At 61.1% G+C, this 15,961-nt stretch carries 17 protein-coding genes and 1 pseudogene; 13 read left to right on the forward strand and 5 right to left on the reverse strand.

Annotation, left to right across the window (positions count from 1 at the left end):
* Positions 1–87: 87 nt before the first annotated feature.
* The 13 genes from rpsB to lpxB all read left to right on the forward strand — a co-directional run bounded on the left by rpsB (position 88) and on the right by lpxB (position 13,239).
* The gene (gene rpsB / locus HFC70_RS08850) at positions 88–855 is read left to right on the forward strand and encodes a 30S ribosomal protein S2 (protein ID WP_168472898.1); all 768 of its coding nucleotides are present in this window, start codon (positions 88–90) and stop codon (positions 853–855) included.
* Positions 856–1,116: 261 nt separating this feature from the next.
* Positions 1,117–2,043, forward strand: a complete 927-nt coding sequence (gene tsf / locus HFC70_RS08855; protein WP_168472862.1) for a translation elongation factor Ts — start codon at positions 1,117–1,119, stop codon at positions 2,041–2,043.
* A 94-nt stretch (positions 2,044–2,137) separates the two neighbouring features.
* Positions 2,138–2,860: a UMP kinase gene (pyrH, locus tag HFC70_RS08860; RefSeq protein ID WP_168472863.1), complete on the forward strand. Its 723-nt coding sequence runs from the start codon at positions 2,138–2,140 to the stop codon at positions 2,858–2,860.
* 52 nt (positions 2,861–2,912) lie between these two features.
* Positions 2,913–3,473 carry a ribosome recycling factor gene (gene frr, locus HFC70_RS08865; RefSeq protein WP_168472864.1) on the forward strand — a complete coding sequence of 187 codons (561 nt, stop codon included), beginning with the start codon at positions 2,913–2,915 and terminating at the stop codon, positions 3,471–3,473.
* Between the two features lie 44 nt (positions 3,474–3,517).
* Complete coding sequence (locus tag HFC70_RS08870; protein WP_168472865.1) at positions 3,518–4,261, forward strand: isoprenyl transferase; 744 nt, start codon at positions 3,518–3,520, stop codon at positions 4,259–4,261.
* 5 nt (positions 4,262–4,266) lie between these two features.
* Positions 4,267–5,100, forward strand: coding sequence for a phosphatidate cytidylyltransferase (locus HFC70_RS08875; protein WP_168472866.1), 834 nt, complete (start codon positions 4,267–4,269; stop codon positions 5,098–5,100).
* Between the two features lie 29 nt (positions 5,101–5,129).
* Entirely contained in the window at positions 5,130–6,263 is a 1,134-nt protein-coding gene (gene rseP, locus HFC70_RS08880) for an RIP metalloprotease RseP (RefSeq protein ID WP_168472867.1), read from the forward strand.
* A 196-nt stretch (positions 6,264–6,459) separates the two neighbouring features.
* A complete protein-coding gene (bamA, locus tag HFC70_RS08885) occupies positions 6,460–8,790 on the forward strand; it encodes an outer membrane protein assembly factor BamA (protein ID WP_168472868.1) in 2,331 nt (776 codons plus the stop codon).
* Positions 8,791–8,840: 50 nt separating this feature from the next.
* Complete coding sequence (gene lpxD, locus HFC70_RS08890; protein WP_168472869.1) at positions 8,841–9,902, forward strand: UDP-3-O-(3-hydroxymyristoyl)glucosamine N-acyltransferase; 1,062 nt, start codon at positions 8,841–8,843, stop codon at positions 9,900–9,902.
* The gene (gene fabZ, locus HFC70_RS08895) at positions 9,899–10,366 is read left to right on the forward strand and encodes a 3-hydroxyacyl-ACP dehydratase FabZ (RefSeq protein WP_168472870.1); all 468 of its coding nucleotides are present in this window, start codon (positions 9,899–9,901) and stop codon (positions 10,364–10,366) included. Before lpxD ends, fabZ begins: the two co-directional genes overlap by 4 nt.
* The gene (gene lpxA, locus HFC70_RS08900) at positions 10,363–11,178 is read left to right on the forward strand and encodes an acyl-ACP--UDP-N-acetylglucosamine O-acyltransferase (RefSeq protein WP_168472871.1); all 816 of its coding nucleotides are present in this window, start codon (positions 10,363–10,365) and stop codon (positions 11,176–11,178) included. Before fabZ ends, lpxA begins: the two co-directional genes overlap by 4 nt.
* Positions 11,179–11,182: 4 nt before the next feature.
* On the forward strand, positions 11,183–12,061 hold the full coding sequence (locus HFC70_RS08905; protein WP_368669587.1) for an LpxI family protein: 879 nt from the start codon (positions 11,183–11,185) through the stop codon (positions 12,059–12,061).
* The gene (lpxB, locus tag HFC70_RS08910; protein ID WP_168472873.1) at positions 12,058–13,239 is read left to right on the forward strand and encodes a lipid-A-disaccharide synthase; all 1,182 of its coding nucleotides are present in this window, start codon (positions 12,058–12,060) and stop codon (positions 13,237–13,239) included. The genes HFC70_RS08905 and lpxB overlap by 4 nt, the downstream gene beginning before the upstream one ends.
* Before the next feature lie 22 nt (positions 13,240–13,261).
* Here the strand turns inward: lpxB and fghA are convergent, their stop codons facing one another.
* From fghA to HFC70_RS08935, 5 genes and pseudogenes are all read right to left on the reverse strand, one after another.
* A complete protein-coding gene (gene fghA / locus HFC70_RS08915; RefSeq protein ID WP_168472874.1) occupies positions 13,262–14,095 on the reverse strand; it encodes an S-formylglutathione hydrolase in 834 nt (277 codons plus the stop codon).
* A gap of 23 nt (positions 14,096–14,118) precedes the next feature.
* The gene (locus tag HFC70_RS08920; protein WP_168472875.1) at positions 14,119–14,778 is read right to left on the reverse strand and encodes a DUF1345 domain-containing protein; all 660 of its coding nucleotides are present in this window, start codon (positions 14,776–14,778) and stop codon (positions 14,119–14,121) included.
* Positions 14,779–14,821: 43 nt separating this feature from the next.
* On the reverse strand, positions 14,822–15,262 hold the full coding sequence (locus HFC70_RS08925) for a YaiI/YqxD family protein (protein WP_168472876.1): 441 nt from the start codon (positions 15,260–15,262) through the stop codon (positions 14,822–14,824).
* Positions 15,263–15,316: 54 nt separating this feature from the next.
* Positions 15,317–15,682: a hypothetical protein gene (locus HFC70_RS08930; protein ID WP_246735688.1), complete on the reverse strand. Its 366-nt coding sequence runs from the start codon at positions 15,680–15,682 to the stop codon at positions 15,317–15,319.
* A 158-nt stretch (positions 15,683–15,840) separates the two neighbouring features.
* Positions 15,841–15,961 (reverse strand): annotated as a pseudogene (locus HFC70_RS08935) (S-(hydroxymethyl)glutathione dehydrogenase); the annotation flags it as partial.

The raw sequence follows: 15,961 nt of genomic DNA on the forward strand, positions 1-15,961 counted from the left end.
GAGAAATCCGATCCGTTCCGCCCGGTGGCATCCCAAAAGGATGCTGTTTGTCACGCGGGGGTTAAACCGGAAAAGGAGAATAAAGGCATGTCACTGCCCGATTTTAGCATGCGTCAGCTTCTGGAAGCTGGCGTTCACTTCGGCCACCAGACTCATCGCTGGAACCCGAAGATGAAGCCGTACATCTTCGGCGATCGCAACAACATCCACATCATCGACCTGGCACAGACCGTTCCGATGTTGTCGAAGGCCCTTCAGGTCGTCTCCGACACCGTTGCTCGCGGCGGCCGCGTTCTGTTCGTTGGCACCAAGCGTCAGGCGTCCGAACTGATCGCCGACAGCGCAAAGCGCTCGGCCCAGTACTATGTCAACTCGCGTTGGCTCGGCGGCATGATGACCAACTGGAAGACGATTTCGAATTCGATCCAGCGTCTGCGCAAGCTCGACGAGATCCTGAATTCGGAAGCTTCCGGCTTCACCAAGAAGGAACGCCTCAACCTCGAGCGCGAACGCGAAAAGCTGGACAAGGCTCTTGGCGGTATCCGTGACATGGGCGGCACGCCGGACCTGATGTTCATCATCGACACCAACAAGGAAAAGATCGCGATCGACGAAGCCAAGCGCCTCGGCATCCCGGTCGTTGCCATCATCGACTCGAACTGCGATCCGGACCTGATCGACTATCCGATCCCGGGCAACGACGACGCCTCGCGCGCCATCTCGTTCTACTGCGACCTGATCGCCCGCGCTGCCATCGACGGTATCGCCCGTCAGCAGGGCTCTTCCGGTCGTGACGTCGGCGCTTCCGCCGAAGCTCCGATCGAGCCCGCACTCGAAGAAGAAGCCAGCGCCTGATCGCGCTTGGCGGCTGAGCCCTTCAAGGGCTCGCCGCCTTCCCGAAATGGGACCGGGCCGCCCGTCAGTTCTGCTGCCCGGCGGCCCGATCTTATCGGGCGTTCCGACATTTCTGTGCAAAGCGGGACGATCAAAATTTCCGTGATGGCCGATCTTCATCACGTTGTCATATATCCGGGTACATTTCGTGCCCCAAACAGGGACGCCGGCTGCATCATCCGCAAGGGCAGGCGTACCGCTTGAAACGACAAGAGGCAAACAATGGCTGAAATCACTGCAGCACTGGTAAAAGAACTGCGCGAAAAGTCCGGCGCAGGCATGATGGACTGCAAAAAGGCGCTGACCGAGACCAACGGCGATATCGAAGCCGCGATCGACTGGCTGCGCGCCAAGGGCATTGCCAAGGCCGACAAGAAGTCGGGCCGTACCGCCGCCGAAGGCCTGATCGGCATTGCCAGCGCCGGTACCAAGGCGGTTGTCGTTGAAGTCAACTCCGAAACCGATTTCGTGGCCCGCAACGATGCCTTCCAGGACATCGTGCGCGGCGTCTCCGCCGTTGCCCTGTCGACGGACGGCACTGTCGAAGCCATTGGTGCTGCGACCTATCCGGCCACCGGCAAGTCGGTCACCGACACCATCAAGGACGCAATCGCCACCATCGGCGAGAACATGAACCTGCGTCGTGCAGCACTTCTGTCGGTCGAAGACGGCGTCGTTGCCACCTACGTCCACAATGCCGCTGCTGAAGGCCTCGGCAAGCTCGGCGTTCTCGTGGCCCTGAAGTCGACCGGCAACAAGGACGTGCTGACCGCCATCGGCCGCCAGGTCGCCATGCATATTGCCGCCACCAACCCGCTTGCCATCCGTTCCGAAGAAGTCGATGCAGCGGTTGCCGAGCGCGAACGCAATGTGTTCATCGAGCAGTCGCGCGCTTCGGGCAAGCCGGACGCCATCATCGAGAAGATGGTCGAAGGCCGCATGCGCAAGTTCTTCGAGGAAGTCGCTCTTCTGTCGCAGGCTTTCGTCATCAACCCTGACCTGACGGTCGGCGCTGCGATCAAGGAAGCCGAAAAGGAAGCCGGCGCTCCGATCGAAGTGACGGGCATGGCGCGCCTGCTGCTCGGCGAAGGCATCGAGAAGGAAGAAACCGATTTCGCGGCCGAAGTTGCGGCTGTCGCCAAGGGCTGATCGGCTACTGTCCTAATTAGGGAAAACTTGGGGCATCGCGTGACAACGCGGTGCCCTTCGTGTATCCGGCATCTAGTTCATTCGAGGAGCCATTATGACTTCAACGCCTCTCTACAAACGCGTCCTTTTGAAAGCCTCGGGCGAGGCTCTGATGGGCAGCCAGGGCTTCGGGATCGACGTGGCGGTGGCTGACCGGATCGCATCCGACATCGCCGAAGCGCGGGCTATGGGCGTCGACGTCGGCGTCGTGGTCGGCGGCGGCAATATTTTCCGCGGCGTGGCCGTCGCCTCCAAGGGCGGCGACCGGGTGACCGGCGACCATATGGGCATGCTCGGCACCGTCATCAACGCGCTGGCCCTTGCCACGTCGCTGCGCAAGCTGTCGATCGATACGGTCGTACTGTCGGCCATTGCCATGCCGGAGATCTGCGAGAGCTTCTCCCAGCGCGTCGCCCTGCATCACCTGAGCCAGGGACGCGTGGTGATTTTTGCCGGCGGCACCGGCAATCCGTTCTTCACCACCGACTCGGCCGCAGCACTGCGGGCCGCCGAAATGGGTGCCGAGGCGATCTTCAAGGGTACACAGGTCGACGGCATCTATTCCGCCGATCCGAAGAAGGATCCGACAGCCACCCGTTTCGACCGGCTGACCCATAGCGAAGTGCTGGAAAAGGGACTGGCGGTCATGGACGTGGCCGCCGTTGCGCTGGCGCGCGAAAATTCCATTCCGATCATCGTCTTCTCCATTCACGAGAAGGGCGGTTTCGGCGAAATTCTGACGGGCGGTGGCCGCATGACCATCGTCAGCGACAATTGACAGGCTGCTTGCGCAGGTCCTTGTGACTTTGCGCGAAATACGGGAGAAAATCATGAGTGCAGGTATCGAACTCAGTGACATCAAACGCCGCATGGATGGTGCCATCAACGCGTTCAAGAGCGACATCGCCTCGTTGCGCACCGGCCGCGCCTCGGCCAACATTCTCGACCCTGTTATGGTCGAGGCCTATGGTTCGCGCGTGCCGCTCAACCAGGTTGCCAACATCACGGTTCCCGAGCCGCGCATGCTCGGCGTCTCGGTCTGGGACAAGTCGATGGTGCATGCCGTGGATCGCGGCATCCGCGAATCCAATCTCGGCCTGAACCCCATCATGGACGGCCAGAACCTGCGCATTCCTCTGCCGGAACTCAACGAGGAGCGCCGCCGCTCGCTGGTGAAGGTGGCCCATGATTATGCCGAGAAGGCCAAGGTGGCGATTCGCCACGTTCGTCGCGACGGCATGGACGACCTTAAAAAAGCCGAGAAGGACGGTGCTATCGGTCAGGACGACAGCCGCGCTCTCTCGGAAAAAGTGCAAAAGATGACCGACGAAACGATTTCTGATGTGGATCGCTTGCTCGTCGAAAAGGAAAAGGAAATCATGCAGGTTTAGAGGTTCCTCTTCGCCTTGCCGCGATGCCATCGACCGGACACAATATGACGACACCTGACAGACAGAGCATACCCGAGCATGTCGCGATCATCATGGATGGCAACGGTCGTTGGGCGAACGAGCGTGGACAAAGCCGCACGGTGGGACATCGCAAGGGCGTGGAGTCTGTCCGCACGATCGTGCGGGCGGCGGCGGATGCCGGTGTCAAATATCTGACGCTGTTTGCTTTTTCGTCTGAGAACTGGCGTCGGCCGGAGGCCGAGATCAACGATCTCTTCGGGTTGCTGAAGGCTTTCATCCGGCGCGACCTGGCCGAACTGCATGGCCAGAACGTGCGCATCAGGGTCATCGGCGACCGGGTGGCGCTGCGCAGCGATATTCTCCAGCTTCTGCTCGAAGCCGAGGAGACGACGAAGCACAATACCGCCTTGACCCTGGTGATCGCTTTCAACTACGGCTCGCGCGACGAAATCGCCCGCGCCGTGGCGAGCCTTGCCCGCGATGTCGAAATCGGCCTGTTGAAAGCGTCGGCGATCGACAGCCAGATGATCGCGGACCGTCTCGACACGGCCGGAATGCCGGATCCCGACCTGATCATCCGCACCAGCGGCGAGGAGCGGCTTTCCAATTTCCTGCTGTGGCAGGCGGCCTATGCGGAACTGATGTTCGTGCCGGAATACTGGCCCGATTTCAGCCGCGAGCTGTTTTTCGCAGCGCTTGAGCGCTATGCGATGCGCAGCCGCCGGTTCGGCGGACTTTCGGCGGCAGCCGTGGCCATGAGATCGTAACCGGCATGACACGCGAACTGACGCTCCGCATCTATTCGTCTATCGTTATGGTTGCGGTCGTGCTTGCGGCCACCTGGTTCGGCGGATTGGCATTTCGGGCGCTGGCCTCGCTGATTGCCCTCGTGATGTTCTATGAATGGTCGACGATCACCCGTTCCTACGAGCAGAGCCCGCGCGGCAATGCCTGGGGCTGGCTGTCGATCGTCACCATCTGCGCCAATCTGCTGTTTGGCGATCCGCAGCTGACCGTTCCATTGTTTTCGGGCCTGTTTCTCACGGCCTGCATCCCGGCGCTGTTCGGCAAATGGAGCTGGTGGCAGCCCGGCGGCATCTTTTATGCCGGACTGAGTGCCATCTCGCTTTCGGCCATTCGCGGCGAGGACGCGCTTGGATTTGCCGCTATGCTGTTTGTTTTCGCCGTTGTCTGGGGCACGGATATCCTGGCCTATTTCGTCGGCCGGGCGATCGGCGGCCCGAAACTTGCTCCGCGGATATCGCCGGGCAAGACCTGGTCCGGTGCCGTGGGCGGCACAGTGGCTGGCGTCTGTGGCGGCGTTCTGGTCGCCTTGTCCTACTTCCCATCAATCGGATGGTGGATCGCGGCGGTTGCTCTGCTACTGTCGATTTCGAGCCAGATCGGCGACCTTTTCGAGTCCTTCGTCAAACGTCGATTCGGGGTCAAGGATTCGAGCCACCTCATTCCCGGCCATGGCGGAATCATGGATCGTGTGGACGGGCTTGTTTTCGCCTGTTTTGCGGCGTTCTTTCTTGCGGTGCTGTTTGCCTTGTTCAGCGGCAGCACAGTTGAATCAATCGGCGGCTTCTTGTTCGGCTTTTGAACCCGCGTTTCGGACTTTAGGATTGTGCGATGGATGGACTGACGGCTGTTTTCGGCTTCCTCACGGGCTATATCGTGCCTTTCGTGCTGGTCCTGTCCCTTTTGGTTTTCGTTCATGAAATGGGCCATTATCTGGTCGGACGCTGGTCCGGCATCAGAATTCTGGCCTTTTCGATCGGATTCGGTCCCGAACTCATCGGCTTCAACGATCGCCACGGCACGCGCTGGAAGCTGTCGGCCATTCCGCTCGGCGGCTATGTGCGCTTCTTCGGCGATGCCGATGCTGCCAGCAAGCCGGACGAGGACGAACTGTCGACGCTAACGCCTGAAGAGAAGGCGCAGACCCTGTCCGGCGCAAAGCTGTGGAAAAGGGCAGCCACTGTGGCGGCCGGCCCGATCGCCAACTTCATTCTGGCCATCGCGATCTTTTCGGTAATCTTTGCCATCTACGGCCGGCCGTTGGCTGACCCCGTCGTGGCCGAAGTGAAGGCCGACAGTGCGGCCGCTGCTGCCGGCGTCCTGCCCGGCGACGTGCTGGTGGCGCTGGACGGAAAATCCGTTTCCACCTTTGACGATGTGGTGCGCTATGTCAGCGTGCGGCCGGAACTGCCGATTGTTGTGACCATTCGCCGCGCCGATCTGACGCTCGATCTGCAGATGGTGCCGCGCCGTACCGAGATGACGGATCGCTTCGGCAACAAGATGGAGATCGGCCTGATCGGCATCGTCACCAATCAGCAGAGCGGCAATTTCCGTGTGGAAAAGCTGACGCCGCTGCAATCGGTGGGAGAGGGTGCCCGCCAGACCTGGCACGTCGTCACCGGGACCTTCGACTATCTGTCCAATCTGGTGACCGGCCGGATGAACGCCGATCAGCTTGGCGGGCCGGTTCGCGTTGCCCAGGCGTCGGGCCAGATGGCGACGCTCGGCGTTGCAGCATTGCTGCAACTGGCGGCCGTTCTGTCTGTATCGATCGGACTTTTAAATCTTATGCCGATTCCAGTGCTTGATGGCGGCCATCTTATCCTTTATGCGCTTGAGGCACTGCGTGGGAAACCGGTCAGTGCCAATGCGCAGGAAATCGCCTTCCGGATCGGTATGGCGATGATCCTGTCGCTGATGGTTTTCGCAACGTGGAATGATATTAGCAGGCTGATCGGGTAGGGGCCTTCTTGCAAAGCCGGATAGGATTTGTTTACGATGTTTCAAGTTGATAGTGGCGATTGGGTCACGGGTTGAAACGAAGTAAACAGAAATTAACCGGCAGCCTTGCTTGTAGGGTAAAACCGGTTAAAACCACCAAAGGGCCGGAGTCGGTCTCCGTGACTGACGGACAACGGAAAAAAGGTTAGTAGTTCACATGAAGGCTGGTTCAAGATTTTTGAACGCGGTATCGGCGGTCGCGCTGTCTGCTGGTGTTGTTTCTTCGGGCGCTGGCGTCCTGGTCCTCGGATCGGCGGTCGTTGCCCACGCGGCTGTCATCCAGCGTATCGACGTGCGCGGTGCGCAGCGGGTTGGCGTCGAGGCGGTTCGCTCCAATATCACCATCGAGCCGGGCAAGAGCTTCTCCAATACCGATATCGATGAATCCGTGAAGCGTCTTTACGCAACCGGCTTCTTCTCGGATGTCCGCATTTCCGTTTCCGGTAGCAGCCTGGTGATTTCGGTTTCCGAAAACCAGCTGGTCAACCAGGTCGTCTTCAACGGCAACCGCAAGATCAAGGACGATAAGCTGGTCGGCATCGTGCAGACCCAGCCGCTCGGCCCTTACAGCGATACGCTGATCAGTGCCGATATCGAGCGCATCCGCGAAGCCTATCGCGCGATCGGTCGTAGCGACATCGAAGTGACGACCCAGGTCGTTCCTGTTGCCGAGGGTCGTGTCAACCTGGCTTTCGTCATCAACGAAGGCGACCGCACGAAGATCTCGCAGATCAATTTCGTCGGCAACCAGGCCTATGGCGATGGTCGTCTGGCGGCCGTGCTCACCACCAAGAAGTCGAGCCCGCTGTCGTTCCTGACCCGCAAGGACGTCTACAATGAAGACAAGCTGCGCGCCGACGAAGAAGCGCTGCGCCAGTTCTACTACAATCACGGCTATGCCGATTTCCGGGTGATCTCGTCCGACGTGACGATGAACGAGGAAACCAACGAATACGCCATCACGATTACCGTCGATGAAGGCGAGCGCTACAAGTTCGGCAATGTCGCCGTCGAAAGCACTGTTGAAGGCATCGATGGCAACGAACTCAGCGGTCTGCTTGAGACCCGCGCCGGCAGCACCTACAGCGCCCGTGACGTCCAGAAGTCGATGGAAGCGATCTCGCAGCGTGTTTCGGCGGCTGGTTATCCATTCGCCCGCGTCGTGCCGCGCGGCGACCGCAATCTTGAGAACAACACGATCGGCGTCACCTACCTGGTCGATCAGGGCGATCGCGCCTATGTCGAGCGCATCGAAATTCGTGGTAACACCCGCACACGCGATTATGTCATTCGTCGCGAGTTCGACATCAGCGAAGGCGACGCCTTCAACCAGGAAGTCATTTCGCGCGCCAAGCGTCGGCTTGAGGCTTTGGGCTATTTCACGACGGTCAATATCGGTACGTCTGCCGGCAGCGCCCCTGACCGTGTCGTCATTGTCGTCAATGTCGAAGACCAGTCGACCGGTTCGTTCGGCATCGGTGCCGGCTATTCCGTCGGCGGCGATGGCCTGTTGGTCGAAGCGTCCGTCGAGGAAAAGAACTTCCTCGGCCGCGGCCAGTTCATCCGTCTGGCCGCTGGTGCCGGTACGGAAGACAGCCAGACCTACAATTTCTCCTTCACCGAGCCTTATTTCCTCGGCTATCGTCTGGCCGCCGGTTTTGATCTCTTCAAGAGCAATACCAGCAGCAACGACGATTACGATTATGAAGAGCAGGGCGTTACACTGCGCGTCACTGCGCCGATCACCGAAGATCTGGCGACAACGCTGCGTTACACCTACAAGGAAATGGACTACACGCTGAACGATACGGATTATGCTGATCTTTCAGGCCCTTATCAGGATCTGATCGATCAGGGCAGCTTCCAGCAGTCAGTTGTCGGCCATTCGATCGTCTACAATACGCTGGACGACCGCATCCTGGCGCGCGAAGGCATCTATGCCAGCTTCACCCATGAATATGCGGGCCTCGGCGGCGACTCCGAATTCTACAAGCTGTACGGCAAGGTCAAATATTACCACACGCTGTCCGACGAAGCCGATATTATCGGCTCGCTGTCGGGTAGCGCCGGCCATGTCATGGGCACGGGCGACGATCTGAACATCTTCGACCAGTTCATGATCGGCGGCAAGGAAATCCGCGGCTTCGAAAACGGCGGTATCGGTCCGCGCATGCCGAACGGCGATGCGCTGGGTGGCACGACCTATTTCACCGCGTCTGCGGAGGCGAGCATGCCGATCCCGGGCGTTCCGCAGGACTTCAACCTGCGCGCCGCGTTCTTTGCTGATGCCGGTACGCTTTACGGCAACGAAGTCGGTAACAGTGCTGGGGCGGTGGGTACGGACATGAGCCTGCGTGCTTCGGTCGGCGCCGGCATCATCTGGATTTCGCCTTTCGGTCCGCTGCGTTTCGACTATGCCGTTCCGGTTATGAAGGAAGACTTCGACGAGACACAGGAATTCCGGTTCTCCATGGCCAATCAGTTCTGATCTGAAACGTCTGAGCCTCAGGCAAGAAAACCGGTCTGGGACGATTGTTTATGGTGCATGATCATTTCTTCCCGCCCCATGAAGGGGTCAGCCTTTCGGTGCTGGCTTCCCATCTTGGGGCGGAACTTGTTGACGAGACCGCTGGGGATCGCCTGATCCGCTCTGTTTCGCCTGTTCATCGGGCGAGAGAAGGCGATCTTTGTTATATCCTGTCTCGCAAGAACCGCGATGAACTGGCGACGTGCCAGGCCTCGGCCATTCTCTGTGATGCGTCGCTTCGCTCGCTGATCCCCGATCACATTCCCGTTCTGTTGACGACTCATCCGCATGCGGCCTTTGCTATGGCTGGCGCGCTTCTGCATCCGCTCGCCATGCGTCCGGTTGCCGTCGTCGATGCCGTCTCGGAGATCGCGCCGTCCGCCGTCGTCGATCCGTCGGCGCGACTTGAACCAGGCGTGGTTGTCGAGCCGCTCGCCGTGATCGGCGCCGGCGTCGAGATCGGCACGGGCAGCCATATCGGGGCGGGCGCCATCATCGGACGGGGCGTCAGGATCGGCCGCGACTGCTCGATTGCCGCGGGTGCCAGCGTGCTGTCGGCGCTGATCGGCAATGGCGTGATCATCCACAACGGCGCACGGATCGGCCAAGACGGTTTCGGTTATGCGCCGGGACCGCGCGGCATGCTGAAGATCGTGCAGATCGGCCGTGTCATCATTCAGGACAATGTCGAGATCGGCGCCAATACGACGATCGACCGCGGCACCATGGATGACACGGTGATCGGCGAGGGCACCAAGATCGACAACCAGGTGCAGATTGCCCATAACGTACGGATCGGCCGCCATTGCGCCATCGTCAGCCAGGTCGGCATTGCCGGCAGTACGGTCATTGGCGACGGCGTGCAGATCGGCGGGGCGACCGCCGTCAATGGCCATATTCAGATCGGCGCCGGCGTGCAGATCGCCGCGATGAGCGGCGTCGTTGCCAGCATTCCGGCCGGAGAGCGCTATGGCGGCATCCCGGCCCGTCCGATGAAAGACTTCCTGCGTGACATCGCCGAGATCGCCAGTCGCGCCGACAACCGCGCCAAAGCCAGAAGGGGGGATACATGACCGTCGAGCCAAAAGAAGCACTGGGTGCTGCCGACATTATCGAGATCATGCGGCTTTTGCCCCATCGTTATCCCTTCCTGCTGGTTGATCGCATCATAGAGATCGATGGCGACGATTCCGCCATCGGTATCAAGAATGTCACGGCCAACGAGCCGTGCTTCACGGGACATTTCCCGGAACAGCCGATCATGCCGGGTGTCTTGCTGGTCGAGGGCATGGCCCAGACGGCAGGTGCGATCTGTGCCCGCAAACAGGGCGAGGGCGGCAATCTGGTCTATTTCATGACCATCGACAATGCCCGCTTCCGCAAGCCGGTGGTGCCCGGCGATCGGGTGGAGTATCATGTCACCAAGCAGAAGCAGCGTGGCAATATCTGGAAGTTCCATTGCGACGCGAAAGTCGATGGCGTTCTGGTGGCTGAAGCGGATATCGGCGCGATGATCGCCAACAAGGACAAGAAATGAGCTTGATAGCGTCCAGCGCGAGGATTCACCCCCTTTCGGTGGTGGAAGACGGGGCCGTGATCGGCGAGAACGTGTCGATCGGGCCGTTTTGCCATGTCGGCCCGAAGGTGGAACTGAAGGACGGCGTGACGCTCCTGTCGCATGTCGTTGTCACCGGGCGCACGGTGATCGGCAAGGGCTGCACGATATTTCCCAATGCGGTCATCGGCGGTGATCCGCAGAGCATCCATCATGCCGGCGAAGAGACGACCTTAAGCGTTGGCGACAATTGCACGATGCGCGAAGGCGTGACGATGAACACCGGCACGACTGAGGGCGGCGGTAAGACGGTGGTCGGCAGCAACAACCTGTTTCTGGCCAATTCCCATGTGGCGCATGATTGCCAACTCGGCAATCATATCATCCTGTCGAACAATGTCATGCTGGCGGGGCATGTGTCGATTGCCGACCGGGCCATTCTGGGTGGCGGCTGCGCCGTGCATCAGTTCACGCGCATCGGCCGCCAGGCTTTTATCGGCGGACTGTCCGCTGTCAGCTACGATGTCATCCCCTACGGCATGCTGAACGGCAATCCGGGCCTGCTGGGCGGGTTGAACGTGGTCGGCATGACCCGGGCGGGCATCGAGCGCTCGGTCATTCATCAGGTGCGCCGGGTCTACAAGCATATTTTCGAAGAAGAAGGCGCGATCCGCGCCAAGGCGGCGGCCATTCGCGACGAGCATGCCGATTGCCCGCAGGCCATGGAGATCCTCGATTTCATCGCTGCTGACAGCGATCGCGCCCTGTCGTCGCCCTTCCGGGGCAAGAGCTAAGCGCGTGGCGGAGACGGCCGCCAGGCGAACGGGCCGGTTGGCGGTCATTGCCGGAAGCGGCATGCTTCCGGTCTTCGTGGCAGAGGCGGCCCGCGCGGCCGGCGAAAATCCTTTTGTCTTCCGGCTGAAGAACGAAGCCGACCAACGCTTCGAGGCGTTCGAGGGCGTGCCGATCGGCGTCGGCGATATGGCCGGGCTCTCCGCCTTGCTGAAGGCCAAGGGGATCGGCCGGGTCGTGATGTCGGGTGGTGTCCGGCGGCGGCCGCATTTCGGCGAGATCCACGTCAACCTTCGTTCCATCCTGAAACTGCCATCGGCACTGCGCACGCTGCTGGCTGGCGGTGACGATGCCGTTTTGACCATGGTTATAAAGCTGATCGAGGCGCAGGGCGTCGATGTGGTGGGGGCGCAGGAGATTGCGCCCGGCCTGCTCGCGACCACCGGGCCGCTGGGGGCGCATCGTCCAAGCGACGAAGACCGGCGCGATATCCAGGCTGCGGCAAAAGCAGCCGAGGTGCTGGGCCGTCTGGATGTCGGGCAGGGGGCGGTCAGCGTCGGCGGACGCATCGTCGCGCTGGAAGGTGTCGAGGGCACGGATCGCATGCTGAAGCGGGTGGCCGACCTGCGCTCCGAGGGGCGGATTTCCAGCCGCCGCAAGGGCGTGCTGGTAAAACTGTGCAAGCCGCAGCAGGATGTCCGCGCCGACCTGCCAACCGTCGGTCTTTCCACGGTGGCCGAAGCGTCCCATGCCGGTCTTGCCGGCATTGCCGTGGAATCGGGCCGGGCGCTGATCATCGAGCGCGACGCCATGCTGGCCGCCGCTGACGCGGCGGGCCTGTTCGTGTGCGGCATCGATCTCGGGCTGCCGGGAGAGCTGATGTGAGCGCCAGGGCCTTGAAGGTTGCCGTCATTGCTGGCGAAGTATCCGGTGATCTGCTGGGGGCGGATCTGATTGCTGCGCTGAAAGCGCAGTCCGGGCGGGATATCGACCTGGTCGGCGTTGGCGGCGAGGCGCTGCAGGCGCAAGGGCTTCACTCGCTCTTCGATTTTTCGGAATTGTCGGTGATGGGCATCACCCAGGTATTGGTACGGCTGCCGCGGTTCATCCGCCGGATCGGCCAGACGGCCAAAGCCATCATCGAAGCCCGGCCCGACCTGCTGCTGATCGTCGACAGCCCGGATTTCACCCATCGGGTGGCGCGCAAGGTGCGGGCGGTACTTCCGGATCTTGCGGTGGTCAATTACGTCTGTCCGAGCGTCTGGGCCTGGAAGGAATATCGTGCCCGGCAGATGCTTGCCTATGTCGACGAGGTTCTGGCCGTCCTGCCGTTCGAGCCGGAGGCCATGGTCCGTCTTGGCGGGCCGAAAACCCATTTCGTCGGCCATCGGCTGACCACAGTGCCTGAACTGCTCGAGACGCGGGCGAGACGCGCCGCCAGAGGGGCTCCGGCGCCAGGCGCAATCAAAACGATCATGCTGCTGCCGGGGTCGCGCCGCGCCGAAATCTCGTCGCTGCTGCCCGTCTTCGGTGAGGCCGTGCAGGATTTCGTCGCCCGCAATGGCGACACCCGCTTTGTGCTGCCCACCGTGCCACGCCAGGAGAAGACCGTTCGCGAGATTGTCGCGACCTGGCCGATCAAACCCGAGTTATTGATCGGCGATACCGCCAAGTGGCGGGGCTTTGCCGAGGCCGATGCGGCGCTGGCGGCGTCCGGCACCGTGCTTCTGGAACTGGCGCTGGCCGGCGTGCCGGTTGTCTCGGCCTACAAGACCGACTGGCTGATCAGGCTGCTCAATTTCAAGATCCGCATCTGGACGGCAGCTTTGCCCAACCTGATCGCCGACTATCCGGTCGTGCCGGAATATTTCAACGATTCGATCAGGGCCGGCGCCCTGTCGCGCTGGATGGACAGGCTGTCGTCCGACACCCTGCAGCGCCGCGCCATGCTGGAGGGTTTTGACCGCGTCTGGCAAAACCTGGAAACGCAAAGCCCCTCCGGCGAGGAAGGGGCTCGGCTGGTTCTGGAGCTGCTGCGGCGGAAGATGCCTGGTCTGTTCTGACGGGGGATTGCCGTATTTGCCTCTATCCCAGCCGCTCGGCATGCCATTTCAAATGGTCGTCCATGAAGGTCGAGATGAAGAAGTAGGAGTGGTCGTAGCGCTCGTGCATCCTGAGCGTCAGCGCGATATCCGTATCCTTCACCGCCTCCTCGAACAGCCATGGCCGCAGGCCTGTGTCGAGAAAGCTGTCGGCCTTGCCCTGGTCGATCAGGAACTCGGGAAAGCGGGCGCCGTCTTTGACGAGCGCACAGGCGTCATAGGGGCGCCATGCGGCTTTGTCGGGGCCGAGATATTTCTCGAAGGCGTCCTGTGTCCAGTCGGCAGTGCTGGGCTCGACGATCGGCGCGAAGGCTGAGCAGCTCTTGAAGCGGTCGGGATTCTTCAGCGCAATGGTCATGGCGCCATGGCCGCCCATGGAATGTCCGAAAATGCCCTGACGCGACATGTCGGCGCGGAACTGTTCGCCGATCAGGGCCGGCAGTTCCTCGGTGATGTAGCTGTACATCCGGTAATGCTGCGACCATGGCTGCTCGGTGGCGTCGAGATACATGCCGGCGCCCTTGCCCATTTTCCAGTTGGTGAGTTCGTCGGGCACGTCATTACCGCGCGGGCTGGTGTCGGGGCAGACGATAATCAGGCCGAGTTCGGCGGCCATGCGGCGATACTCGCCCTTGTCCATGACATTGGCATGGGTGCAGGTCAGGCCGGAGAGATACCACAGCACCGGCCGTTTTTCGGCGATCGCCTGCGGCGGCACAAAGACCGCAAAGGTCATGTCGCATTGGCAGGTCTCGGAGGCGTGGGAAAAAACGCCCTGCATGCCGCCGAATGCGGTGTTCTGGGAAATGACATTCATCGGGATTTCCTTGAGTCTTGAGGTCAGGACGCAAACGACACCGCGCCGTTGACGGCGGCGGCAATCAGCACGGTGTTGAAGAAGTAGGAGACGGTGGCGTGCACGAGGTTGAGCTTGCGCATCGCCGTGGTGGTGATCTGCACGTCCGAGGTCTGGGCGGTCATGCCGATGACGAAGGAGAAGTAGACGAAATCGTAGCCCGACGGTTCCGGCGTGCCGGGAAATTCGAGCCCGCCCCGATATCCACGCTTGCCGTCCACCGGCTTGCCCATCGGCTTCCAGAACACATGGGCATAGTGCATGGCCGCCATGGTGTGAATGGTCAACCAGCCGAAGAGGACCGAGCAGAAGGCTAGCAGGAGTTCGAAGACATTGCTGGGCGCGTCGCGATTGAGCGCCAGGAATAGTGATCCGATGGCCGCAATGATGGTGAGTGCCGTTGCAGCGAAGATCACCAGGGCCGGCGCATCGGCGGCATCGGCATGAATCTTCAGATAGGCCGGCGTCAACCGCCTGAGCCGCAACCAGGATAGCAGCAGGTAGCCGGCAAAGAACAACAGCGCCGGCCCTTCGATGGCAATGTCGGGCGACCGGTAGGCAATCACCGGCAGGGCGAGCAAGGCCAGTCCGCCGGCGACCATGAAGGAGCGGTAGCGGTAGTCGAGGATCCAGTTCAGGGTCATGCTTTCACCCGGCATCGGCCATTCAAAGCCCGGACGGGCGCGGTCATTTCTTGACGCGGCGGCACAGCCTGTCAAGCGTTTCCAGGAAGGCGGAGCGGTCGCGCGGCGAAAAGGCGGCGTTGTAACCTTTGCTCTCACCGGTCTCGCGCAAATGGGCGCCAAGGTCGCGCATGGCGGTCGCCATGCCGATATTGGCCTGGTCGAAGACGCGGCCGGTCGGGCCGGTCACCGACGCCCCGGCTCCGACACAGCGACCGGCCAGCGGTACATCGGCCGTCACGACGATGTCGCCCGGTCCTGCGCGCTCGGCAATCCAGTCGTCGGCGGCATCGAAGCCGCTGGAAACGATGACATTCTTCACCATCGGATCGCGCGACGGGCGCAGGCCGGAATTGGCGACCAGGGTCACCTCCATGCCATGGCGCTCGGCAACTTTCAGAATTTCCGGTTTGACCGGGCAGGCGTCTGCGTCGACATAGATCACGGAGTTCTCGTGCCTTCCTTGCTTGCGAACGCCTGCTCCTTTGCCTGACAAATGCTAGCGCGTCCAGTTCTCGGAGATCACCTTTTCAGAGCCACCATAGGTCCAGACGCCCTGCCAGCTGCCGTCCGGCTGCTCGAAATACATGGCAATGCCGAAATTCTCCTTGGAGACATAGCCAACGGAGATGGCGGTGTCATCGTCGGAGGCCGGACCCATTTCGAAACGGTCACCGATGAATTTGGCGCCCAGGCCGGTTCCGACGAATTCATCCCCGGCGATCTCCCAATAGACGGCATAGGTCTGTCCGGTGCGGACCACCTTTACCGTCCCGGTATATTCCTCGGTCGCGTCCTCGTTGCTGCCGGTGACTTTGAAGGTTCCGGTCGGATCGGCCAAGGCTGCCGCCGGAGCCAGGATCAATGCGCATGCTGTCAAAATTGCCCGTATGGACATAGGTCTACCCCCTCAAGAATCGGTTGAATGCCAACCGTGCAATATTAGCATCCGATTGCCTGTCTGGGGTGAAGGCGCAGCCCTGCCGGGCTGACTATTACCGGGTCAACCGCGCCTTTTCATGCTCAATAGATCACGACGCCGCGGATGCTTTCGCCCTTGTGCATCATGTCGAAGCCCTTGTTGATGTCGTCGAGCGGCATGGTGTGGGTGATCATCGGGTCGATGAGGATCTTGCCCTGCATG

It is taken from the genome of Agrobacterium sp. a22-2 (genome assembly GCF_012276985.1).
In the GTDB taxonomy this organism is placed as follows: domain Bacteria; phylum Pseudomonadota; class Alphaproteobacteria; order Rhizobiales; family Rhizobiaceae; genus Allorhizobium.